Source organism: Dyella sp. C11, from assembly GCF_003121485.1.
Lineage (GTDB): Bacteria > Pseudomonadota > Gammaproteobacteria > Xanthomonadales > Rhodanobacteraceae > Dyella.
Map to the genome: position 1 here is coordinate 94,508 of NZ_QAVX01000008.1, position 22,155 is coordinate 116,662.

The 22,155-nt window shown below is 65.4% G+C and carries 19 protein-coding genes; 3 read left to right on the top strand and 16 right to left on the bottom strand.

The annotated features are described in order from the left end of the window. The first annotated feature begins 80 nt into the window (after nt 1–80). Nucleotides 81–1,091: a bile acid:sodium symporter family protein gene (locus DK366_RS09785; RefSeq protein ID WP_109125365.1), complete on the top strand. Its 1,011-nt coding sequence runs from the start codon at nt 81–83 to the stop codon at nt 1,089–1,091. Nucleotides 1,092–1,279: 188 nt separating this feature from the next. On the opposite strand, the gene purH is transcribed toward DK366_RS09785, so the two are convergent. The 13 genes from purH to DK366_RS09850 all read right to left on the bottom strand — a co-directional run bounded on the left by purH (nt 1,280) and on the right by DK366_RS09850 (nt 13,703). Then, complete coding sequence (gene purH / locus DK366_RS09790) at nt 1,280–2,890, bottom strand: bifunctional phosphoribosylaminoimidazolecarboxamide formyltransferase/IMP cyclohydrolase (protein WP_109125366.1); 1,611 nt, start codon at nt 2,888–2,890, stop codon at nt 1,280–1,282. A gap of 68 nt (nt 2,891–2,958) precedes the next feature. Then, entirely contained in the window at nt 2,959–3,411 is a 453-nt protein-coding gene (locus tag DK366_RS09795; protein WP_109125367.1) for a GNAT family N-acetyltransferase, read from the bottom strand. Nucleotides 3,412–3,460: 49 nt separating this feature from the next. Beyond that, nucleotides 3,461–3,748, bottom strand: a complete 288-nt coding sequence (locus tag DK366_RS09800) for a helix-turn-helix domain-containing protein (protein ID WP_046970233.1) — start codon at nt 3,746–3,748, stop codon at nt 3,461–3,463. Between the two features lie 289 nt (nt 3,749–4,037). Then, nucleotides 4,038–4,823, bottom strand: coding sequence for a zinc-ribbon and DUF3426 domain-containing protein (locus DK366_RS09805; protein ID WP_109125368.1), 786 nt, complete (start codon nt 4,821–4,823; stop codon nt 4,038–4,040). A gap of 87 nt (nt 4,824–4,910) precedes the next feature. Next, nucleotides 4,911–5,858, bottom strand: a complete 948-nt coding sequence (gene prmA / locus DK366_RS09810) for a 50S ribosomal protein L11 methyltransferase (protein WP_109125369.1) — start codon at nt 5,856–5,858, stop codon at nt 4,911–4,913. Between the two features lie 245 nt (nt 5,859–6,103). Beyond that, nucleotides 6,104–6,469, bottom strand: a complete 366-nt coding sequence (locus DK366_RS09815) for a hypothetical protein (protein WP_109125370.1) — start codon at nt 6,467–6,469, stop codon at nt 6,104–6,106. Nucleotides 6,470–6,517: 48 nt separating this feature from the next. Then, nucleotides 6,518–7,885: an acetyl-CoA carboxylase biotin carboxylase subunit gene (accC, locus tag DK366_RS09820; protein ID WP_109125431.1), complete on the bottom strand. Its 1,368-nt coding sequence runs from the start codon at nt 7,883–7,885 to the stop codon at nt 6,518–6,520. 18 nt (nt 7,886–7,903) lie between these two features. Continuing rightward, nucleotides 7,904–8,365: an acetyl-CoA carboxylase biotin carboxyl carrier protein gene (gene accB / locus DK366_RS09825; RefSeq protein WP_109125371.1), complete on the bottom strand. Its 462-nt coding sequence runs from the start codon at nt 8,363–8,365 to the stop codon at nt 7,904–7,906. A gap of 68 nt (nt 8,366–8,433) precedes the next feature. Next, on the bottom strand, nt 8,434–8,892 hold the full coding sequence (gene aroQ, locus DK366_RS09830) for a type II 3-dehydroquinate dehydratase (protein ID WP_109125372.1): 459 nt from the start codon (nt 8,890–8,892) through the stop codon (nt 8,434–8,436). 150 nt (nt 8,893–9,042) lie between these two features. Further along, entirely contained in the window at nt 9,043–9,597 is a 555-nt protein-coding gene (locus DK366_RS09835) for a TlpA disulfide reductase family protein (RefSeq protein ID WP_109125373.1), read from the bottom strand. Next, nucleotides 9,594–11,804, bottom strand: a complete 2,211-nt coding sequence (locus tag DK366_RS09840; protein WP_109125374.1) for a protein-disulfide reductase DsbD — start codon at nt 11,802–11,804, stop codon at nt 9,594–9,596. Before DK366_RS09840 ends, DK366_RS09835 begins: the two co-directional genes overlap by 4 nt. Before the next feature lie 100 nt (nt 11,805–11,904). Further along, nucleotides 11,905–12,819, bottom strand: a complete 915-nt coding sequence (locus tag DK366_RS09845) for a DMT family transporter (RefSeq protein WP_109125375.1) — start codon at nt 12,817–12,819, stop codon at nt 11,905–11,907. 185 nt (nt 12,820–13,004) lie between these two features. Continuing rightward, complete coding sequence (locus tag DK366_RS09850) at nt 13,005–13,703, bottom strand: glutathione binding-like protein (protein WP_109125376.1); 699 nt, start codon at nt 13,701–13,703, stop codon at nt 13,005–13,007. 64 nt (nt 13,704–13,767) lie between these two features. On the opposite strand from DK366_RS09850, the gene DK366_RS09855 reads away from it, so the two are divergent. Further along, the gene (locus DK366_RS09855; protein WP_232820993.1) at nt 13,768–15,117 is read left to right on the top strand and encodes a PLP-dependent aminotransferase family protein; all 1,350 of its coding nucleotides are present in this window, start codon (nt 13,768–13,770) and stop codon (nt 15,115–15,117) included. Here the strand turns inward: DK366_RS09855 and DK366_RS09860 are convergent, their stop codons facing one another. The 3 genes from DK366_RS09860 to DK366_RS09870 form a co-directional block, all read right to left on the bottom strand. Beyond that, nucleotides 15,118–17,136, bottom strand: coding sequence for a tetratricopeptide repeat-containing sulfotransferase family protein (locus tag DK366_RS09860; RefSeq protein ID WP_232820994.1), 2,019 nt, complete (start codon nt 17,134–17,136; stop codon nt 15,118–15,120). Nucleotides 17,137–17,283: 147 nt separating this feature from the next. Next, nucleotides 17,284–19,968, bottom strand: coding sequence for a TonB-dependent receptor (locus DK366_RS09865; RefSeq protein WP_109125377.1), 2,685 nt, complete (start codon nt 19,966–19,968; stop codon nt 17,284–17,286). Nucleotides 19,969–20,165: 197 nt separating this feature from the next. After that, nucleotides 20,166–21,347, bottom strand: a complete 1,182-nt coding sequence (locus DK366_RS09870; protein WP_343125621.1) for an alpha-D-ribose 1-methylphosphonate 5-triphosphate diphosphatase — start codon at nt 21,345–21,347, stop codon at nt 20,166–20,168. Nucleotides 21,348–21,402: 55 nt separating this feature from the next. Between DK366_RS09870 and phnF the strand changes: the two genes are divergently transcribed. After that, nucleotides 21,403–22,152 carry a phosphonate metabolism transcriptional regulator PhnF gene (gene phnF / locus DK366_RS09875; protein ID WP_157956492.1) on the top strand — a complete coding sequence of 250 codons (750 nt, stop codon included), beginning with the start codon at nt 21,403–21,405 and terminating at the stop codon, nt 22,150–22,152. The last annotated feature ends 3 nt before the right edge of the window (nt 22,153–22,155 follow it).

Here is a 22,155-nt window from a genome sequence, read left to right on the forward strand (position 1 = left end):
TAGATAAGATAAAACGATTTGATTAATCAATAGGATGGCAGTCCAATAGCGCCATTCCCCGACAGACGTTGCCCCCGGCCATGTTCCTGCGTCGCTTCCTGCCCGACCGTTTTACCTGCGCCCTGATCGTCACCGTGACGCTGGCCAGCCTGTTGCCGTGCCGCGGCACCACCGCCAGCGTGTTCAACGTGCTGACCGATCTGGCCATTGGACTATTGTTCTTCCTGCATGGCGCCAAGCTCTCGCGCGAGGCCGTGGTGGCCGGCATGACGCATTGGCGGCTGCATCTGACCGTGCTGGCCAGCACTTTCGTGCTGTTCCCGGTGCTGGGTCTGCTGCTGCGCCCCGTGCTGTCACCGCTGGTGACGCCGTCGCTGTATCTGGGTGTGCTGTTTCTTTGCACCTTGCCGTCCACCGTGCAGTCGTCGATCGCCTTCACCTCGATGGCGCGCGGCAACGTGCCGGCCGCGATCTGCTCGGCCTCCGCCTCCAGCCTGCTCGGCATCTTCATCACCCCGCTGCTGGTGGGGGTAATGCTGGAGTCGCACGGGCAGGGCGGCATGAATTGGGATTCCATCGGCGCCATCGTGCTGCAGCTGCTGGTGCCGTTCGTGGCTGGCCAGGTGGCGCAGCGCTGGATTGGCCGCTGGGTGGAACGCAACCGCGCGCTGCTGTCATACGTAGACCAGGGCTCGATCCTGCTGGTGGTCTATACGGCCTTCAGTGCTGCCGTGCTGCAGGGACTGTGGAAACAGATTCCGCTGCCCGTGCTGGGCGGCCTGCTGGTGGTCAACGCGGTGCTGCTGGCCATCGCACTGCTGATCACGCGCTACGGTGCACGTGCACTGGGCTTCAATCGCGAAGACGAAATCACCATCGTGTTCTGCGGCTCCAAGAAGAGCCTCGCCAGTGGCGTGCCGATGGCGAAGGTGCTTTTTGCAGGGCACCCGTTGGGCACGATCGTGTTGCCGATCATGCTGTTTCATCAGATCCAGCTGATGACGTGCGCGGTGTTGGCGAAGAAGTATGCGGCACGGCCGGTGGAGCACCGCAGCGCAAATGCGGCTGAGGCAACACAAGCACTGCGCTGACCTCTGGCTCGTCATTCCGGCGCAGGCCGGAATCCAGATGCGACAAGATTCGACTGTCGCGGAAGAGCTGATCAGCGTTCTCACGAGAACCTGTCGCCGTCGCCACTGGATTCCGGCCTGCGCCGGAATGACGAGCAAAGAAAAAGGCGCCCCAACGGGCGCCTTTTTTCCGGGCGTTGATGGCCAGCTCAATGCCTGAAATGGCGAATGCCCGTGAACACCATCGCGATGTCGTGCTCATCCGCCGCAGCGATCACTTCCGCATCGCGCATCGAGCCGCCCGGCTGGATCACCGCGCTGATACCGGCGGCAGCGGCGGCATCGATGCCATCGCGGAACGGGAAGAACGCATCCGATGCCATCACCGAGCCGGCCACTTCCAGCTTTTCATCGGCAGCCTTGATGCCGGCGATCTTCGCGCTGTACACGCGGCTCATCTGGCCGGCGCCCACGCCGATGGTCTGGCGGTTCTTCGCGTACACGATGGCATTGCTCTTGACGTACTTAGCCACCTTCCACGCGAAGATCAGGTCGTCGATCTGCGCCGGCGTCGGCGCGCGCTTGGTGACGATCTTCAGGTCTTCCGGCTTCACCATCGCGCGGTCGGCGGTCTGGATCAGCAGGCCCGAGCCCACGCGGCGCGAATCGTTGCCCGGATGCGCCTTGGTCAGGTCGCCATCGGCCGGCGGCGGAATTTCCAGCACGCGGACGTTGGTCTTCTTGGCGAACACCTTGAGCGCGTCATCCTCGTAGCCCGGTGCCAGCACCACTTCCACGAACTGGCGGTCCACGATGGCCTTGGCCGTCGCGGCATCCACGATGCGGTTGAAGGCGATGATGCCGCCGAAGGCCGAGGTGGGGTCGGTCTGGTAGGCCAGGTCATACGCGCGACCGATGCCGTCCAGGCTCACGGCGACGCCGCACGGATTGGCGTGCTTCACGATCACGCAGGCCGGCTTGGTGAAGCTGCGCACGCATTCCCACGCGGCGTCCGAATCGGCGATGTTGTTGAACGACAGTTCCTTGCCCTGCAGCTGGCGGAACGTGGCCAGCGTGCCCGGCGCCGGGTACAGGTCGCGGTAGAACGCGGCCTGCTGGTGCGGATTTTCGCCGTAGCGAAGATCCATCAGCTTCACGAAGCGGCCGTTCGCCTGCGCGGGGAAGGCGTCGTGCCCGGCGATGGCGGTGTAGTCGTCGTTGAGCTTCAGCGCGGACAGGTAATCGCTGATCGCGCCGTCGTAGTTGGACACGCGATTGAACGCGGCGACAGCGAGCTTGAAGCGCGTGGCGCGCGACAGGCCGCCGTGTGCTTCGATTTCCGCCAGCGCTTCCTCGTACTGGTCCGGCGAGGTGAGCACGCCGACATCGTTCCAGTTCTTGGCCGCCGAACGCAGCATGGCCGGGCCGCCGATGTCGATGTTCTCGATGGCGTCTTCCAGCGTGCAGTCGGCGCGCGCCACGGTCTGCTCGAACGGGTACAGGTTGAGCACCAGCAGGTCAATCGGCGCGATGTCGAGCTCGGTCATCACCGCCGCATCGGTGCCGCGGCGACCCAGCAGGCCACCATGCACTTTCGGGTGCAGCGTCTTGACGCGGCCGTCCATGATTTCCGGAAAGCCGGTGAGTTCGCTCACGTCCTTGACCGGAATGCCTGCGTCGCGCAGCGCCTTGGCGCTACCACCCGTGGAAAGCAGCTCCACGCCCTTGGCGGACAGGCGGCGGGCGAGATCGAGCAAGCCCTGTTTATCGGAGACGCTAAGCAAGGCACGGCGGACCGGTGCCGGGGAGGCGGCGGACATGAGGCAAATTCCTTGGGGGAAAGGATCAATTATAGACCCTGTCGCCCGACGGCGTGGTTTGGCCGTCTTTAAGCCCGTAATACCAGGTGCAGCAAGGGGAAGGGGCGTCCGCTGGCGTCGCGTTCGGAGCGGCCCATGTCCACGAAGCCGTAGCGCCGGTAAAAGCGCACGGCCTGCGGGTTTTGCTCATTCACGTCCGTGGTCCAGGCGGGGTGCGAGGGCGCCTCGTTGATCACTTCGTCGAGCAGGCGCCGGCCCAGGCCCTGGCCGTGCAGCGCGGGGTTCACGAACAACGCCTCCACGTGATGTGCCTGGGTGGCGATGAAACCTTCCACGCGTCCATCGCGTTCGATGACGCGCACGTTTAGCCGTCCAAACACGCTCGGCAGGAATGAACGGAAGAAGACGATGTCTTTTTCGGCAAGGAAATGATGCGTGGCGCGGACCGCGGCTTCCCACACTTCCGTCATGCGGGGTTCGTCGGCCGTGGTGGCGGCGCGAATCGAAGCAGGCGAGGTCATGACATTCCATCCCGTCGCGCGAATCCTTGCGCGAACGTGCGGTGTTTCCTCAGAGCAGGCCGTGGGCGGCGAGCTTCTTGCGCAGCGTGGCGCGATTGATGCCGAGCACGGCCGCGGCACGGCTCTGGTTGCCGTCGTGCCAGGCCAGCACTTCGCGCAGGAGGGGGCCTTCGACTTCGCGAATGACGAGCGCGTGCAAACCTTCGTCGCACTCCGTATCGCCGATGTCGGCGAGGTAGCGGCGTACGGTGCGGCTGACGCATTCGCTCAAGGCGCTCTGCGACGAGGTCTCTTTCGGAGACTCGCTGGCAGGCAGTCTTACGGCGTTCACGGGCATTTCCCCTCACGTTCTAACGCGGCGGCTACGTGGGCCGCTGCAATGTTTATGGCAATACCGCGGGCGGCGGCTCGCATGGAACGCCGGGTGCAGCAGAGACGAAGGAGCGAGTTTACCCTCGCGTGCCGAGAATTTTAAGTACCCGATACGTAAGAAGGTCTTTAGGCCACGAAACCAAAATGTCCTATGGACATTCACTTGCATTGGTGGCACGACCTGTGCCTGCGTCAGTGCGGCGCTAGCGGCAAAGACCGCACCTGCCTGCCCGTGACCCTCATCAAATAGACGTCTATTCGAAACCGAACTCGAACGCCACGGCCTTGCCGCCCGGGTCTTCCACTTCAAGCATCAGTGCAGCGCTGCCGCCGGCGGCGATGCCTTTTTGCATGGTGGCGTTGTCGCCGAGGTATTCGCTGGGGCGCAGGCGCCGCATGGCAAGCTTGTTGCCGTTGGCGTCGGAGAGCGTGATCGATACCACGGGATAAGGCTGCGCGAACGAAGCGTCGTTGCGCAGGTTGGCCGTGATCAGCAGCGCGCCCGGTACCGAGGGATGGGCCTGCACGTCGCGCGCCACCAGGGTCAGGCGCGAAATATCCTGCACCAGCGGCAACTGGCAACCCAGGGTGGCGCACGCGTCGCGCAGCACCGGGCCCAGCGTATCGTCGGCGATCAGTGCGTCGCGCTTGGCCCAGGCCACCTGGGCGCCGAGTCCAAGCAACAGCAGCGTGCACGCGGTAATCCACGGCCAGCGGTGCTTCTTTTCCGGTTGTCGGGCAAAGCGTGGCGCGATCACCAGGTCGGCGAATTCGTCGAGTACATCGCGCTGCGTCGGGCCTTCGGCAACGGCGGGCATCTCGGCCGGCGGGCGATAGACCGCCGAGTCCAGCCGTGGCGGCAGATCCGTCTTGCGAGGCGGCAGATGCTGGAAAGGCTCAGGCGGCAGCTGGTCGCTGAGGCTGGCCAGGGCGTCGAACACGTTGTCGCAATGCCCGCACACGACTTCGCCCCGCGCCAGCGCGAGGATGTCCGTGTTCAACGAAAACACGGTGAGGCAGTCGGGACATTGGGCGTACATGCGGACCGTGGTGGCCAGTTCAGGGCAAGCCTAGTGCAGCGCGCGGTACAAATCACCCGCGCACGGGCTGATACCGTGAACCGCCACTCAGCTCCGGCGCTTGCCGCTGATGCGCACCCAGTCTTCCAGCGTGTCCACGCGCAGTTCGTCGAACCACTCGGCATAGCGCGCCAGCAGTTCGTCTTCCTGGCCCTGCAGGATGCCGGAGATGGCAAACGGCGCGCCGGGCTTGGCGGCAGCCGCGAACGTGGGCGCCAGTTCGCCGAGCGGGCCGGCCAGGATGTTGGCGATGAAGACATCGGCAGGCGACGCGCATGGATGCGCCAGTGCCGCCGGCGCAGGATGCGCAGGAGCGGCCGAGGCAAACTCTTCCGGCAGATAGACCGTGAGGCGATCGGCCACTTGGTTGCGCTCGGCGTTATCCGCCGATGCGGTGAGTGCCTGCGGATCGTTGTCCACGCCCACCGCGCTCGCCGCACCGAGCTTGAGCGCGGCGATGGCGAGGATGCCGGAGCCGCAGCCGAAGTCGGTCACGGTCTTGCCTTTCAGGTCCAGGCTGTCGAGCCAGGCCAGGCAAAGCGCCGTGGTGGGATGCGTGCCGCTGCCGAAGGCGAGGCCGGGATCGAGGCGAACGACCACGATGTCCTCGTCGGCCGGCGGTTCGATGTTCCACGGATAGATCCACAGCCGGCGACCGAACGGCATCGGCTTGAACTGGTCCATCCACGCGCGCTCCCAGTCCTCGTCGGCCACGTCGCGGAACTGGATCTGGTCGGGCTCCAGCCAGGGCAGCAGGTCACCCAGGGCTTCCGCCAGGCCGCGCCGGTCGGTATCGGCCTCGAACAGCGCGTTGAGTGTGATCGTCGGCCACAACGGCAGCTCGCCCACACCGGGCTCGAAGATGGCCTGCTCATCCGGCGTTTCCGCATCGGCGTCCTGCAGCGTCACGGAGAGTGAGCCCAGGTCGTCCAGCGCTTCTTCGACGCGCGGCTGCTGCTCGGCGCGGATGGTGAGGGAAAGTTCGAGCCAGGGCATGGGGTGGTCCTGCGGAATCAGGTTGGTATTGTCGCCGATGTGGGGTGTGTGTGCGGACGCGCACGCCAGCGAATGATGTGGGAGCGCACCCTGTGCGCGACCGCGGCCTGTCAGCCGGACTCATGACGTGGTTGTCGCGTGTTGTCGATCCAGGTGCGACAACCTGTTTCTGATCGCGGAGGGTCGGGCAAATGTCGCGCACAGGGTGCGCTCCCACAGTGTCTGCGGGGCGGCAGCCAGCCTGCTTACGGCGTCTCGATCGGCACGCCGAGGAAACTGTCGTGCTTGCGGTAATGGTCGAGCGCGCGGGCGAAGTGTTCCAGCGTCGAGGTGGGATGGCGCCGCCGCTGCACGAACACCACTTCGGCGAAATCCGCCGCTTCCAGGAAATGGCGCAGGTCGTGCTGCGCGGCAAACTCGGGCAACGCTTCGCCATGGTCGGCGATCAATGCATCGTCTTCGTCGGCCACATGCGAGAGATACAGCCGGCACGATGGCTCGGTGATCCGGCCACGGATATAGACCCAGCTGTAGCGATCCCAGCCGTCGCCTTCGTCGAACGCCGCGGTGATGGCGTCGATGGCTTCTTCAAGTGTGATCAGGTCGGACATCGTCAAAAGCAAACCGGCGAGCCGCGTGGCGACTCGCCGGTGTATGCATCAGCCGCCGTGGGCGGCCTTTTCCTTCTGCTCGGCCATGCGCTTTTCCAGGTAGTGGATGTTCTGTCCACCATGCTGGAAGCCGGCGTCGGCCATGATGCGCTGCTGCAGCGGAATGTTGCACTTCACGCCTTCGATCACCGTTTCGGCGAGTGCCAGGCGCATGCGCGCAATGGCGGTTTCGCGATCCGGGCCGTGCACGATCAGCTTGCCGATCATCGAGTCGTAGTTCGGCGGAATGCGGTAGCCGTCGTACAGGTGCGTGTCCACGCGCACGCCCGGGCCACCCGGCGCCTCGAAGCGCTTCACCGTACCCGGCGAAGGCAGGAAGGAATCGGGATCTTCCGCGTTGATGCGGCACTCGATGGCGTGGCCGTTGATCTTGATGTCCGACTGCTTGATCGAGAGCTTCTCGCCGCCGGCGATCAGCAACTGCTCGCGCACAAGGTCGATGCCGGTGATCAGCTCGGTTACCGGATGCTCCACCTGGATGCGGGTGTTCATCTCGATGAAGTAGAAGCGGCCGTCTTCGAACAGGAATTCGAAGGTGCCGGCACCGCGATAGCCGATGCGGATGCACGCGTCCACGCAGACCTTGCCGATCTGCTCGCGCAGTTCCGGCGTGATGCCCGGCGCGGGCGCTTCTTCCACCACCTTCTGGTGACGGCGCTGCATGGAGCAGTCGCGCTCGCCGAGATGGATGGCGTTGCCCTGGCCATCGGCCAGCACCTGGATTTCCACGTGGCGCGGATTTTCCAGGAACTTCTCCATGTACACCTGATCGTTGCCGAAAGCGGATTTCGCTTCCTGCTTGGTCATGGTGATGGCGTTGCCCAGATGCGCCTCGGTGCGCACCACGCGCATGCCGCGACCACCACCGCCACCGGCGGCCTTGATGATCACCGGGTAGCCGATGTCACGCGCAATGCGGATGTTTTCCTCGACGTTGTCGCCGAGCGGACCACCCGAACCCGGCACGCACGGCACGCCGGCAGCCTTCATGGCGCGAATGGCTTCCACCTTGTCGCCCATCAGGCGGATCACGTCCGCGGTCGGGCCGATGAAGATGAAGCCCGACTGCTCCACCTGTTCGGCGAAGTCGGCGCGCTCGGAGAGGAAGCCGTAACCCGGGTGGATGGCCTGGGCGTCGGTGATTTCCGCCGCGGCGATGATGCGCGGGATATTGAGGTAGCTGTCGACCGACGGCGCAGGGCCGATGCAGATCGCCTCGTCGGCCAGGCCGACGTGCTTGAGGTTGCGGTCGGCGGTGGAGTGCACCGCCACGGTTTTAATGCCAAGGCTGTGGCAGGCGCGCAGCACGCGCAGCGCGATCTCACCACGGTTGGCAATGACGACTTTTTCTAGCATGGGCATGGGAGTCGGCCTTTAGCCGATCACGAACATCGGCTGGTCGAATTCCACCGGCTGGCCGTTCTCGAGCAGGATGGCCTTCACGGTGCCGGCTACGTCGGCCTCGATCTGGTTGAACATCTTCATCGCTTCGATGATGCCCAGCGTCTCGCCGGCCTTGACCTGCTGGCCGACCTTGACGAACGCGGCAGCGCCCGGGCTGGCCGAGGCGTAGAAGGTGCCGACCATCGGCGCCTTCACCACATGGCCCGGCGGCAGCGCGGATTCGGCCGGAGCAGCTTCAGCGGGGGCGGCAGCGGCAGCCACCGGAGCGGCGGCGACCGGAGCGGCCTGCACGGCCATCGGCTGCGCAACGGTGACGGTACCCTTGGGCACGCGCGACAGGCGAACGACTTCTTCGCCTTCCTTGATCTCAAGTTCCGCGAGGTTGGATTCCTCGAGCAGGTCGATGAGCTTCTTGATCTTGCGCAGGTCCATGTTTCAAACCTTTTCGTTGGGGTCGCCACGGCGACCGAAATGGAAATATGTGGGCACAGGCCCGGAATTCAGGAGGCGGACGCGCCAGCGCGGTCCAGCCGGGTCAAGGCGGCATCCAATGCCAGACGGTAGCTGTCTGCGCCGAAGCCGCAGATCACGCCTGTCGCGATGTCCGAGAGGTACGAATGCCGGCGGAACGCCTCGCGGGCGTGCACGTTCGACAGGTGCAGCTCGATGAACGGGATCGCCACGCCTGCCAGCGCGTCGCGCAGGGCGATGCTGGTGTGGGTGAAGGCGCCCGGATTGATCAGGATGATGGCCGTGCCGTCCAGGCGTGCCTGGTGGATGCGGTCGATCAGCGCGTGCTCGGCGTTCGACTGGAACGCCTCCAGCGTGTGGCCCACGGCCTGCGCGCGCTGCGCGAGGAGGGCGTCGATGTCGGCCAGCGTGTCGCGGCCGTAGACGTCCGGCTCGCGTGTGCCCAGCAGATTGAGATTGGGTCCGTTGAGGACCAGGATCTTCGCCACGCTGCTACCTGGATTGGGCCGGCAGGGGCCGGCGTCCGGCGCGGAGTGTGCGCGCCCTGGCGGATGTTGTCCAGTTCGACGCAGTTCGGCGATGTTTGAAGGAGAAGTTACGCGTTAACCGTGCGCCGACGTATGGCGGCGCAAACCGCATCAGGGCGCGGCTGGCGACGACCAGGCCTTCAGGTCATCGGCATCCAGCACGCCGCGACGGCTGAACACGACGCGGCCGTTCTCGTCCAGAAGCACGCTGTATGGCAGCACTTCGCCGACGTTCCCCAGCCGAAGCGAGGTACTGGGGCTGTCCAGGCTACCCAGCAGGATCGGGTAGTTCACCGGGTGCGCCGCCCGGAAGGCCCGAACCTGGGCCGGGTCGTCCATCGCCACGCCGACGATGAGGGGCCCGGCGTTGCCGGCGTGTTCGCCGACGTTGGCCTGCGCCTGCACCAGCGAGGGCATTTCCTTGAGGCAGGGCCCGCACCAGCTCGCCCAGAAATTGAGCAGCACCCGCCGGCCCCGGTAGTCCGACAGGCGATGTTCCTTGCCGTCCAGTCCGGCCAGGGCCAGATCGGGGACGATGTCGCCCTTTTCCGCGATCTGCAGGCCAGCCGGCACGCGGGCGCGCTGGCTGGCGTGTTGCAGCCAGCCGCCACCGGCAGCGGCGAGTACGGCGGCGCCGAGGATGATCCAGTTGCTGCGGCTCATCATGGGTTGCGCGCAACCTGCGTGCCGGCCGCCTTGGTCAGGGCATCTTCCACCAGGGAAGATGTGAGCACGGTTGGCAGCTTCTGGCCGTCGCCGCCATCCTTCGGGAACACCACGTAGAGCGGCACGCCCGGCGAGTGGTACTGCTGCAGGAACTCGGAAATGGTCGGGTTCACGTCGGTCCAGTCGCCTTTCATGTAGACGGCACCGGTCTTCTTGAGCAGCTCGCGGAAGGCATCGGTGTCGAGCACGGCGTGTTCGTTGGCCTTGCAGGTGACGCACCAGTCGGCCGTCATGTCCACGAACACCGGCGTGCCGGCCTTGCGCAATTCGGCGAGCTTCTCCGGCGAATAGGCCACCACGCCATCCGTGGCCAGCACGGCCTGCGTTGGCGCCTGCACCTTCGACAGGTAATAGAGCGGCACGATGGTGAGCGCGGCCAGCAGCACCACGAACACGCGGCTCACCGCGCCCCGCGAGCGGCTGCGCTCGAACCACCACAGCGTGGCGGCCAGCAGCACGGCGGCCACCAGCACCAGGCCCACGGCATCGGCGCCACGCTGGTGCGCCAGCACCCACACCAGCCACACGGCGGTGAGGTACATCGGGAAGGCCAGCACCTGCTTGAGCGTTTCCATCCACGCACCCGGGCGCGGCAGGCGACGGGCCAGCGCCGGTATGAAGCCCACCAGCAGGAACGGCAGCGCCAGGCCAATGCCCAGCATCAGGAACACCAGCAGCGCATTGATCATCGGCGCGGCGAAGGCATAAGCCAGCGCGCTGCCCATGAACGGCGCGGTGCACGGGCTGGCGACGGCGACAGCCAGCACGCCGGTGAAGAAATCACCGGCGTGGCCCGAACGCGAAGCGAGACCCGAGCCGACGTTGCCCAGCGAGGTGCCGAACTGCACCACGCCCGACATGGAAAGGCCCACCGCCAGCATCACGCAGGCCAGCACGCCCACCACCACCGGCTGCTGCAGCTGCGCGCCCCAGCCCAGCGCATGGCCGGCCGAGCGCAGTGCGACGATGGCGATGCCGATAAGCGCAAACGTGCTCAGCACGCCGGCCGTATAGAAGAGCGCATGCGAACGCGCCTTGGCGTGGCTCTCGCCACTTTCCAGCAGGCCGATGGCCTTGATGGAAAGCACCGGCAGCACGCAGGGCATCAGGTTCAACACCAGGCCGCCGCCCAAGGCCAGCAGCAGTGCGGTGAGCAGGCTCACTTCCAGCGGGCCCTGGCCGAGGTTGGCCGGTGGCATTTCCGGCGCGGGTTCGGCGGCCGAACCACTGGTCGGCGCCGCACTGGCCAAGTCAATGGTGAGCGCACGCGTCATCAGCGGGTAGCACAGGCCGTTGTCCTGGCAGCCCTGGAAGCTGGCCTCCAGGTTCACGCTGCTGCGGCCCGTGGTGTCGCCCTGGATGGCCACCGGCAGTTCCACCTGGTCGAAGTAGACGGTGGTCTTGCCGAAGTGCGCATCGTCGTGTTCCACGCCGGCCGGCCACTCGGGCTGGGCCAGCGACAGGCCATCGGCGCCGTTGAGCTTCAGCGCGGTCTGGTCCTTGTAGAGGTAGTAGCCCTTGGGCATGGTCCAGCGCAGCAGCAGGTGCTGACGGTCCTTGGCGAGGGCTTCGAGCTTGAACGCCTGCTCGGCCGGCAGCGCGGCGCCGTCGCTGCTGCGGTTGGAGCCCAGCTTGCCCAGCGCGGCGCCCAGCGAATCGCCGTTGCCGGCGGATGCGCCGCCAGCGCCGGCCGGCATCGGCAGCGACAGCTGCTCGGTATGCGGTGGATAGCAGATCTTGGGCGTCACTTCGTGGCAGCCCTGGTACTGCACGCTGAGCTTCAGCTCGGTCGTACCTGCGGCCACGGTGTAGGGAACGGTGGCGTCGATGCTGTGGTGGTACGTCTCCACATCGCCCAGGTATTCGTCGTGGTGCTTCTCGCCATCCGGCAGCTGCGCGTCGCCCAGCGTCACCCCGTCGCCGGCCTTGAACTTCATGCGGCCGCGATAGAGGTAGTAATCAGGCGCGATGGTCCAGTGCAGCTTCACCACGCCGGGCGTGGAGGCATCGGCGGTGAGCTTGTAGGCCTCGGTAACCGGCAGCAGGCCGTCGAGATCGTCCTGCGCCATCGCGGGAAGCGCGCCCAGGAACAGGCAGAGCAGGGTGAGGAAACGTGCGGCCACACGGCCGGGATGGATCAGACGCATTTCGGCTCCAGCAAGGAGAAACCCACGCCAAGGCGCGGGTGAACCGGGATTATCGCTCAGCTTGACGATCCGGGGCCGATTCCAGGGGAGACGCGCGGATTCAAGGCTGTTCGGTAATGACTTCGCCCAAGGCCGCGTTGCGGTTACGCATGCGCAGCAGGCCCGTGGTGAGTGCCACGCCGAACAGGAGCACGATGCATCCGCCCGCCCTCGCCAGCGTCGCCGGTTCATGCAGGAACCCCAGGCCCCACAGCACCCCGAAGACCGGGATAAGGAACATCACCACCATGCTGCGCGAAGGACCCACGCGGGCCATCAGGCCATAGAACAGCACGTAGGCGAGCGAGGTGCACAGGGCGGCCAGGCCGAGCACGGCCAGCCACGACGTCCAGCCCGGCGTGTGCGTGGGCCACATCCAGACCGTGAAAGGCAGCAACAGCACCGCGGCGGCCAGCTGGCTGCCGGTGGCGACGCTGAGCGGCGTGACGCCACTGCGCAGGCGGCGATGGCTGTAGTGGGCACCGAAGGCGTAGCAGATGTTGGCGCCCAGGCAAGCGGCCATGGCCCAGCCCGCCGCATGCGCACCGCCGCTGAAACCCACCGTGCCGGCCACCAGCCACACTACGCCGGTGAAACCGACCACCAGGCCACTGGCCTGCGTGGCGCTCAGCTTCTCGCCCAGCAGCATCCAGCCCGACAGCGCCACCAGCAGCGGCGCGATGGCATCGGAAATGGCCGAGACACCCGCCGGCAGGGTCTTCGCCGCGAAGGAGAACAGCACGAAGGGCAGCGCCGAATTGGCGATGCCGACGATGGCGATATCGCGCCAATGCGTGCGCATCTCCGTCAGTCGCGCGCGCGTCAGCAACGGGATCGAGCAGATCGCCGCGCCAATGGCACGCATGCCCGCCAGCGCCATGCCGCCGAACTCATCCGCACCCATGCGCATGAACAGGACCGAGGCGCCCCAGATGGCTCCCAGCAACAGCAATGCGGTGATGTCGGAGGTTTTCATGGCGTTTGTTCTTGGCTTTTGCCCGTCATTCCTGCGTAGGCAGGAATCCAGTGACTTTGCTCTTGGTGCGATGAGGGCACTCGAAAAGGTCCTGGATCCCTGCCTGCGCCGGAATGACGGAAGCAGGAGGTGGCTGTCGATATGGAAGGCTAGCCGCCCATAGTGTCAGAACCTGTCAGCAGACTTCACTCTTTCGATTTCGTGTTCTGGCCAAACAACACCCGGCGTTCCTCGTCGGAAAGCGGCTGCTTGGGCTGGTAGGCGTTCTCCACGCCTTCATAGGTCTTGATCGTGGCGGGCCGCTGCGAGATGGCGATGAACCAGCGTTCCAGGTTCGGGAAATCGGCAAGGTTCTGGCCGTGCGCCTCGTGCGGAACGATCCACGGATAGCAGGCGATGTCCGCGATGGAAAACTCCCCCGCGATGAACTCGCGCCCCGCCAGCCGGCGATCGAGCACGCCATACAGACGTGCCACTTCGTGCGTGTAGCGTTCGATGGCGTAGGGCACCTTCTCCGGCGCATACACCAGGAAATGCCCGGCCTGCCCGGCCATCGGGCCCAGCCCCGCCACCTGCCAGAACAGCCATTCCAGCGCTTCCACCCGTGCGGTGGTGTCCTTGGGGATGAGGCGGCCGATCTTCTCGGCGAGGTAAAGCATGATCGCGCCCGATTCGAACACCGGTAACGGCGCACCGCCGCCGGCCGGCGCGTGGTCCACGATGGCCGGGATCTTGTTGTTCGGCGACACCGCCAGGAACGCCGGCTTGAACTGCTCGCCCTTGCTCAGGGCCACCGGGGTGATGAAGTAGGGCAGGCCGGCTTCTTCGAGGAACAGCTTGAGCTTCAGTCCGTTCGGCGTGGCGGCGAAATACAGCTCGATCATGGCGGTTCTCCGGGGTGATGGGTGTAGTGTGCGGTGCTCACTGGTCTTGAAAAAGAACCAGATCATGGGAATTCTTCAGTACCAGTTGACCGGCTCGGACACCGTGATGGACCAACCGCTGGCCTTCCCGTTGAATATTCCCCTGCGCGGCCGGTTGCAGGCCCTGCATGGGCAATTGCGGGCCGCGATTCTTGACGGACGGCTGCGCAACGGTGTGACGTTGCCTTCCACCCGCATGCTGGCCACGTCGCTGGGCATCTCGCGCAACACCGTCGTGGCGGCATACGACCTGCTGCTCAGTGAAGGGTACGTGGTGTCCCGCCAGGGGGCGGGGTACGTCGTGGCGCACGCCGGCCCGACCACGCCAGGCACACCCAGGACCGTGGCTGGCGGCGACATGCGGTTGCAACCGCGATGGCGTGATGCCACGTCGCCATCCCCCGTGATCGCATTGCCACCCGCACGCTACGACTTCCGCGTAGGGCTGCCCGACGCCTCGCGCTTCCCGTTCGAGGCATGGCGAAAACTGTCCGCCCGCGCGCTGCGAGCATTCACGCGTGTGCCGCTGGCCTACGAGCCGGTGGCGGGGCGCGACGCGTTGCGCGAGGCCATTGCGGGGCACGTGTCGTTCACGCGTGCGGTCATCTGCAGCGCTTCCGACATCATGGTCACGGGTGGTGCGCAACAGGCTTTCGATCTGCTGGCACGCATCCTGGTCAGGCCGGGCCGCATCTACACGACACCCTCGCATCAGTTTCCCGCCGGCATGGCGATGTCGCACGCGCGTCGCGTCGCGCTGCTCGCGTTTGCGCGCGAGCACGGTGCGGTGATCATCGAAGACGACTACGACGGCGAGTTTCGCTACGGCGGCCGTCCGCTCGATGCACTGCAGACGCTGGATCGCGACGGTTCGGTGTTCTATGTCGGCACTTTTTCCAAGAGCCTGTTTCCCGCGTTACGGCTGGGCTATCTGGTCGCGCCCGTCTGGGCGATGCCGGCACTGAGCCGCGTGCGCGAGCTGGGCGACCGGCACAGCGACTTGCTGGCGCAGGACACGCTGGCGTTGTTCATCGCCGAAGGACATCTCGCACGACACGTGCGCAAGATGCGACGCATCTATGCGGAGCGTCGCGACGCGCTGCTGGAAGGCTTGTCGCGCCACGCAGGGGAGGCTTTGCAGCCCGTGGCTTCCGATGCCGGCCTGCATCTTGCCGTGCGTCTTCGCCTGTCGGTTGCTGCCAGCCGGCTGGTCGAAGAAGCTGCGGCCAAGGACATGCGCATCGAAGCGCTGGACGGCTATGCCATCGGTGCGGATAGACCCAACGGACTCGTGTTCGGTCTTGGCGGCACGCCCGCCACGCGCATGGATGAAGCCGCGCGCGTGCTGGCCGCGTTGCTTGAGCCGTACCGATGATCAGTGGTTCGTGCGGTAACGCACCAGCGCATCACCCAGCTGTTCGCGCAGCGGTGCCAGGTGCATCGCGTAATGCGTCCACTGGTCGATACCGTCGCGGAAGATCGGCTGCCGCACCTGTTCGGAGCTGGCCGTGCGCACGCTTCGGCGCGTTTCGTGGAACGCCAGGCAGGCGGCGTCGAACGGCAACCCACAGAAATCCAGGATGCGCCGCACATTGCCTTCCAGGTCATCCACCACGTCTTCGTGATGCACGCGCAGGATGCGGCCCGGCAGTACGCGATCCCAGTGTTCCATCACATCGAGATAGGTGCGGTAGTAACGCGCAATGTCCTCGATGCTGTACGTGAACTCCTGGCCCGACGCAAAAAGCTGCTTGAGGTTGCTGAAACAGCACGCCATGGGCTCGCGCCGTGCGTCGATGATCTTCGCGTTGGGAAACATCAGGTGGATCAAGCCAAGATGCCGGAAATTGTTGGGCATCTTGTCGATGAAATACGGCGCCGTGCCGCGGAAGCTGTGGGTGTCGCGCAGGTAACGCTCGCCCAGGGCGCGGAAATCCTCGGTCGCCATCTGGGTGAGGATGCGCGGATAGCGTGGATCGTCAAGGTTGGGTTCGCGACCCTGCAGTTCGAGCACGATGCGCGGAATGTCGGCCAGTTCCTGCGTGCCGTCCACCAGCGGATGCGAGGCCAGGATCTGTTCGAGCAGCGTGGAGCCCGAACGTGGCAGGCCCACGATGAAGATGGGGTCCGGGCGCGGATCACCCGCATCGGCGCGTTCGGCAAAAAACTCTCGGGTGCAGGTCTCGATCTGCAGGCGCGTGTTGGTTTCGATGATCTCGGGCCGGTAACGGCTTTCCTCGCGCTTGAGCGCGTTGCCTCCGGCGTAATGGCGCCACGAGCCGGCGTAGTCGCCGCGATCTTCGAACGCTTTGCCCAATGCAAAGTTGAGGTGATAGCGATCGACCAGTGAGGTGGCGGGCATCGCTTCGTGCGCGAGCATGCCGGCGATTTCCTCGTTGGTGAACCGATAGGTCTTGAGGTTCGCCATGCTCCAGTACGCATCGCCGAAATCGGGGCGGGCAGCGACGGCGGCACGGTAGGCGTCGATGGATTCGCCCTGGCGACCTTGCGTCTTCAGCGAGTGCGCGAGCGAAAGGTGCAGGTCGGCCGCGTGAGGCACGTCGCGCAGAAGATCTCGATACAGATCGATGGCACGGTCATGTTCACCCAGCCCCACGCAGGCACTCGCGTACAACGCGCGGTAGTCGGGATGCTGCGGGTCGATGGCCAGCAGTCGCTCCATCTGCTCGCGCGCTTCCTTGTACTTGTGGCGATCGAACAACACCTTGGCATGGTCGAAACGGGCGGCGTGATGATCGGGCGCGAGCTGGAGCACGGCTGCCAGCAGGATGTCCGCGTCGTCCAGCACGTCACGCGCCACGGCGACGCGTGCAAGCAGGCGCATGCCTTCGACGTCGTTGCCCGCGCGCTGCAAATGGCCGCGAATGACGTGTTCCGCCTGCACCAGGTCGCCGTCGCTCAACAGGCTGGTGGCCTGCACCACCTCGGGTGCAAGGCGCTTGAGCGTGGCGACATGGTCGGCGGCCATCTGCGCATTCGCGCTGTCGCCACCCATGCGGTAAAGACCTTCCAGCAGGTTCCAGCTGGAAGGGAGCGCGGGGTTGATGTTCACCGCGCGCAGCAAGGCATCGATGGCCTGAGGGGCGTCACGCCGTACCACGTGGCAGTGGCCGCGTTCTTCGTGCAGGCGGCTGAAAGCGGGGTGATGGCGTTCCAGTATCGCCAAGGTTTCCAGTGCTTCGCTGATCTGGCCCAGGTGTCGCTGGCTTCGTGCGATGAGGTACAGCACATCGCGGTTTTCCGGCACATCGCGTGAGAGCGCCGCCGCCAACGGCAGAACCTCGCCGTGCTTTCCATCCCTTTGCAACAGCCGCAAGTGGGCAACCTGCTGTTCCACGGACATCACGGCGGGTTCGTTGAGAGCGGCATTCATGGCGGATCTGCAAAATGAAGAGAGGGAGGGCTCGCGCCCACACCGTGCCAACAAGATGGGGTGGGCTTAACGCCCACCGCGTGCCAACAAGATGGGGTGGGCTTAACGCCCACCCCATGCTAACGACCGATCTGCGACGGGCAGATGTCAGAACTTGTAGCCGAACTTGATGCCCACCACGCGCGGACGAAGCGGCACTTCCGACTTGATGAACTCCGCCGACGAGGTGAACACGCTGGCGTGGCTGTTGCTCAGGTTGGTGCCATAGAGCGACAGGTCCCAGGCGTCCTTGGCGATACCCAGCGAGGCGTCATACGTGGTGTAGGCTTCCTGCAGGTAGCGCAGGTCCACCGTGGTGGGATACACCACGCCTTCGCCGCTGGGGTAGGTGGCCGGCTGGTTGTACATGGAACCCATGTGGCTGGCGCCGGCCATCGCGAACGCCTTGTAGCCGCCGTTGAACGACCAGTCGTAACGGGCACGCAGGTTGAACTGCGAACGCGGCGAGAAGGCCGGCGTGCTGCCCGCTTCGCCGAACGGATTGGCGAACGGCTGCAGGCCCTGGCCGGCGATGACCACTTCCGTAATGCACGCGCCATACGACGGCGTGCCCGGGATGTTGCCCACCAGGCACGGCGAGTTGGTCTGCTTGGAGCGGTTGAACGAACCCGAACCCATCAGCGAGAAGCCGTCGGTGATGCGGGCGTCGAACTGCAGCTCCACGCCGTCCACCTTGTAGTTGGGGCCGTTCACGCCGAAGGTGGTGTTGCCCAGCACCAGCGGGTTGAAGAACTGCATCTGCACGTTGTTCCACTGCATGTGGTACAGCGAGCCGTTGAGCAGCAGGTGGTTGTCGAAGAACTCGGTCTTGAAGCCGATTTCGTTGTTGGTGAGCGAGTCGGGCGCGTAGCTGAGCGGCTTCTTGTACTGCGCGCCATCGGGTCCGACGGCCACGGCCTTGGTGGTGCGGTTGTACGCGCCAGGGCGGAAACCCTGCGAGAACGTGTAGTACACCATCGCATCAGGCGAGATGTGCCACACCAGGTTCGCGCGGCTCTTGAAGCCGTGGTACGAGCCGTTGAGGCCTTCGGCCGTCATGCTGGTGGCGTCGCCACCCTTGCACTCGCCGTTGGGTACATTCACGCAGTTGGAGCCCGTGCCGTACTGCGAGCCACGCTGGTATTCGGAGTAGTGGTAGTAGCGCGTGCCGGCGGTGGCCGTGAGCACGTCGGCAATGATGTCGTACGACACCGAACCGAACGCCGCCACCTGGCGATAGCCGCGCTGCTCGTCTTCACCGAACGCCGTGCTGTCGCTGCGCTGGCCCGGGTCCATCTGCGCCGTGCCCGGATACGGCACCACGTTCGCCACGCACGGCGCGCCACCGGCCAGCGCGCTGGCGAGGTTGGCCGGCGTACAGGAGGGGATGGTCTTGTAGTTGAAGTTCATGTCGTCGAGGATCTTGAAGTCCTCGAAGTACAAACCGCCGATGGCGCGCAGGCGGCTGTCGTCCGGCGTGCTGAAGCGCAGCTCGTGGCTCTGGTGCGTGCTCTTGACCTGGTCGTTCCAGTAGCCGATGGGCGAATAGCAGCGCGGCGTGGTGCCGGCGCCCAGGCCCGTGCCGCCGGTGCAGCTGTAGTACCAGCCACCCGCGGCACGCGAGTAGTTGGTGTAGTCCTGCTGTTCGCTGATGTGGCGGTCGGTATAGCCGCCGGTGTAGACCATGGAGATGTCGCCGATCTTGCCGTTCACCGTCCACGCGGTGTTCGAGTAGCGATCCTTGTCCCAGGCCGGCACGAAGGCGGTGGTCTGCAGCGGCTGCAGCGTCTGGCCGTCCGAACCGATGGGATAGGTGGACGACTGCCCTTCCGCATCCATCTCCTGGTAGCTCTGCGCGATCAGCACATCCCAGTCGTCGTTGAACTTGTAGAGGCCGGAAATGCGCGCGCCCTGGTAATCGACCGGGTTCCAGTCGCTGCGGGCAGCGGCGTGGTTGTTGGCGACCGGGCTGCCCGGCACCGCGCAGTAGCCGGTGCTGGTGGGCTGGCCATTGGGGCACAGGCCGCCAGTGGGCTTGATGTTGGCGTAGAAGTTGCCGCCATCGTTGTTGCTGCGCGTGAACGTGCTCGGCACGTTGTCGATGTAGCCACCGCGGTGATCGTTGTAGATCACGCCGCGCAGGGCGAACGTGCCGGGGATGATCGGCAGGTTGAGCACGGCGTTGGCCGAATTGTTCGGACCGCCACCGGCGGTGACGCCGGTGCTGGCCTCCACGTTGCCGCCCACCTTGTCCAGGTTCGGCTTGTTGGTGATGTAGCGCACGGCGCCGGCCTGCGCGCCACCGCCGAACAGCGTGCCCTGCGGGCCTTCCAGCACTTCCACGCGTTCCATGTCCACCATGTAGATGTCCATGTTGCGCGCCGGGAACTGCATCGACTGGTCGTCGAGGTAGACGGCCACGTTCGGGAACGGCGCAATCGACGCGCTCGACTGGTTGCCCAGGAAGCCCGTGCTCAGGCCACGCATGTAGATGTTGCCCTGGCCCGGGCCGTTCTCGGCGAACGTCACGTTGGGCAGGTACTTGATCAGGTCGTCGAACGAGCTCACGTTCAGCTGCTGCAACGTGTTGCCCGTGAAGGCTTGCATGGTGATCGGTACGTCCTGCATGTCTTCGTTGGTGTGCTGCGCCGTGACCGTGATGGCGCCCAGCGTGGACACCGTCGAGGCCTGCGCTGCCGGAGCCGGTGCTGCCGGCGCCGCATCGTCGGCATAGGACACGCGAGTGACCGCAAGCGCGGCTAGCACCGCGCAAGTGATGGCATTGATCTTCAAGACGCTTTCCCCACAGGTTGGTGTCGCCGATCTCCGTCGGCAGGCTTATGGCTACGCGGATGGGGAGGCTAGGGTGGGGCGATGAAATGCCCGTGACTCGGACTAGGCAACTTTTGCCTGCTGTCTATGCTTTCGATGCGACAGCGCTAACGCGTTTGGGCGTCCAGATGGCGACGTTGTGATGCCCGTCGCATCCGTCATAGTCGTTGCGTGCCGGCCACCCACGCCGAACGCACCACGGGTTCGTCGCGGTGCAGGCGTACGCGAAGAAGATCGGCACGCAAGCCTTCGGCAAGGTATCCACGATCGTGAAAGCCCAGCGCCGATGCAGGCGTGCGGGTGACCGTGGCCATGGCTGCGGGCAATGTCCATCCCGCTTGCTGATGCAGGATGAATGCGCCGGGCAGCAGGCTGGTGGGCATGTAGTCGGACGAAAGGATGTCCAGACATCCATCACGCGCCAGCGTCATGGCGGCCACGTTGCCGGCATGCGAGCCGCCGCGAACCAGGTTGCTGGCGCCGGCGACGATGGTGAGTCCGTGTTGGCGGGCGGCGCGCGCTGCGGCCAACGTGGTGGGGAACTCGCTGATGCGCGCACCAATGGCGACCGCTTCGTCCACGTGTTCCACGTCGGTGTCGTCGTGGCTGGCCACCAGCACGCCGTGTCGGCGCGCCAGCGTCATCACGCCGCTCAATTGCAGGTCGCGATGGCGGCCCTGTTGCACGCGGCGCTCTTCAAGAACGGCGGTGAATTCCTCATCGCTCCACGTGATGCCGCTGCGGCCGTAGTACGTGCGGTACTGGCGCACATCGTGGTATTGGCGCTGGCCGGGCGTGTGGTCCATCAGCGACAACAGGCGCAAGTCCTTGCGAGCGACCAGCGGTTCGGCAAGGTCAAGCAGGCCGGGCCAGCTCAGCTCGCAGCGCAGATGCAGATAGTGTTCGCAACGCAGCAGGTCGTGATCGCGCGTTTCGTCCAAGGCTTTCAGCGCGCGGCGCAGGGTTTCCGTGCGTCCGCCGTCTTCTTCCAGGTCGCCCAGCGACATGGCATCGAGCACGGTGGTGATGCCGGCCGCTACCAGTTGGGCGTCGTGCGCGAGCATGGCGGGCAGGGCAGGCCACGCGGCGCCGGCACGTGGAAGCAGGTGTTTTTCGAGGTTGTCGGTATGCAGCTCGATCAGGCCGGGCAGCAGGAAATCGCCGCCGAAATCGATGGCGCCTTCCGGGCATTCCTCGCCCAGCCACAGGCGTTTGATACGTTTGCCGTCGATCTCGGCGCCGCCGATGGCCACGCGGTCAGGCAGGACCATTCGTGCGCGTGCAATAAACCATGCATCGTTTCGCCGGGATGTCATGTCTGCGAAAACTGGGTTGCCCATACTTGTCACTTGGTCTGTACACCACCCATGCAGTCTGTGTCAGGAACATGCAGGAATGATGGCAAACCTTTTCGAGCCGCTGGACCGATCGTGCGATGTGCCCGTGTGGCGGCAGATCGAGCAGCAGGTGCTGCAGCAGATCCGCAGCGGGGGGTTGCGCGGCGGCGCAAAACTTCCCTCCGCACTGGAGCTGGCACGCCGGCTCAACGTGAATCGACACACGGTGCGTCGCGCGCTCGATTCGCTGGAACAACGCGGCGCCATCCTCGCCGATCCGGGCCGTGGCCTGCGCGTGCGCGAGGAGTGCTACGACTATCCCATCGGCCGGCGCACCAGCTTCAGCCGCAACATGCACAACCTCAATGTGAATGCCGGCAACAAGGTGCTGGGCACGGCGCTGGTGATGCCGCCCAAGCGCGTGGCCGATTCGCTGGCGCTGGCGCGCGGCGAGCGCGCATGGTGGATCGAATCGTCCGCGCACGCCGAAGGCCGCGTGCTCGATCACGGCCAGGCATGGTTTCCGGCAACGCGTTTCCCGCGGCTGGATGAAGTGTTCAAGCGCACCGGCTCGGTGAGCCGCACGCTGGCGGAATTCGGCATTGCCGACTACTTCCGCAGCTACACGCGCGTGACCGCGCGCCTTGCCGGCAACACCACGGCCGGCGTGCTCGATCAGTCGCCGGATCTACCGGTGCTGGAAGTGGAGTCACTCAATGTGGACGGACAGAATCAGCCCGTGCAGTACGGGCTGACCTGTTTCGCGGCGGAACGCGTGCAGCTGGTGCTTTCCACCGCGGATCACTGAGAG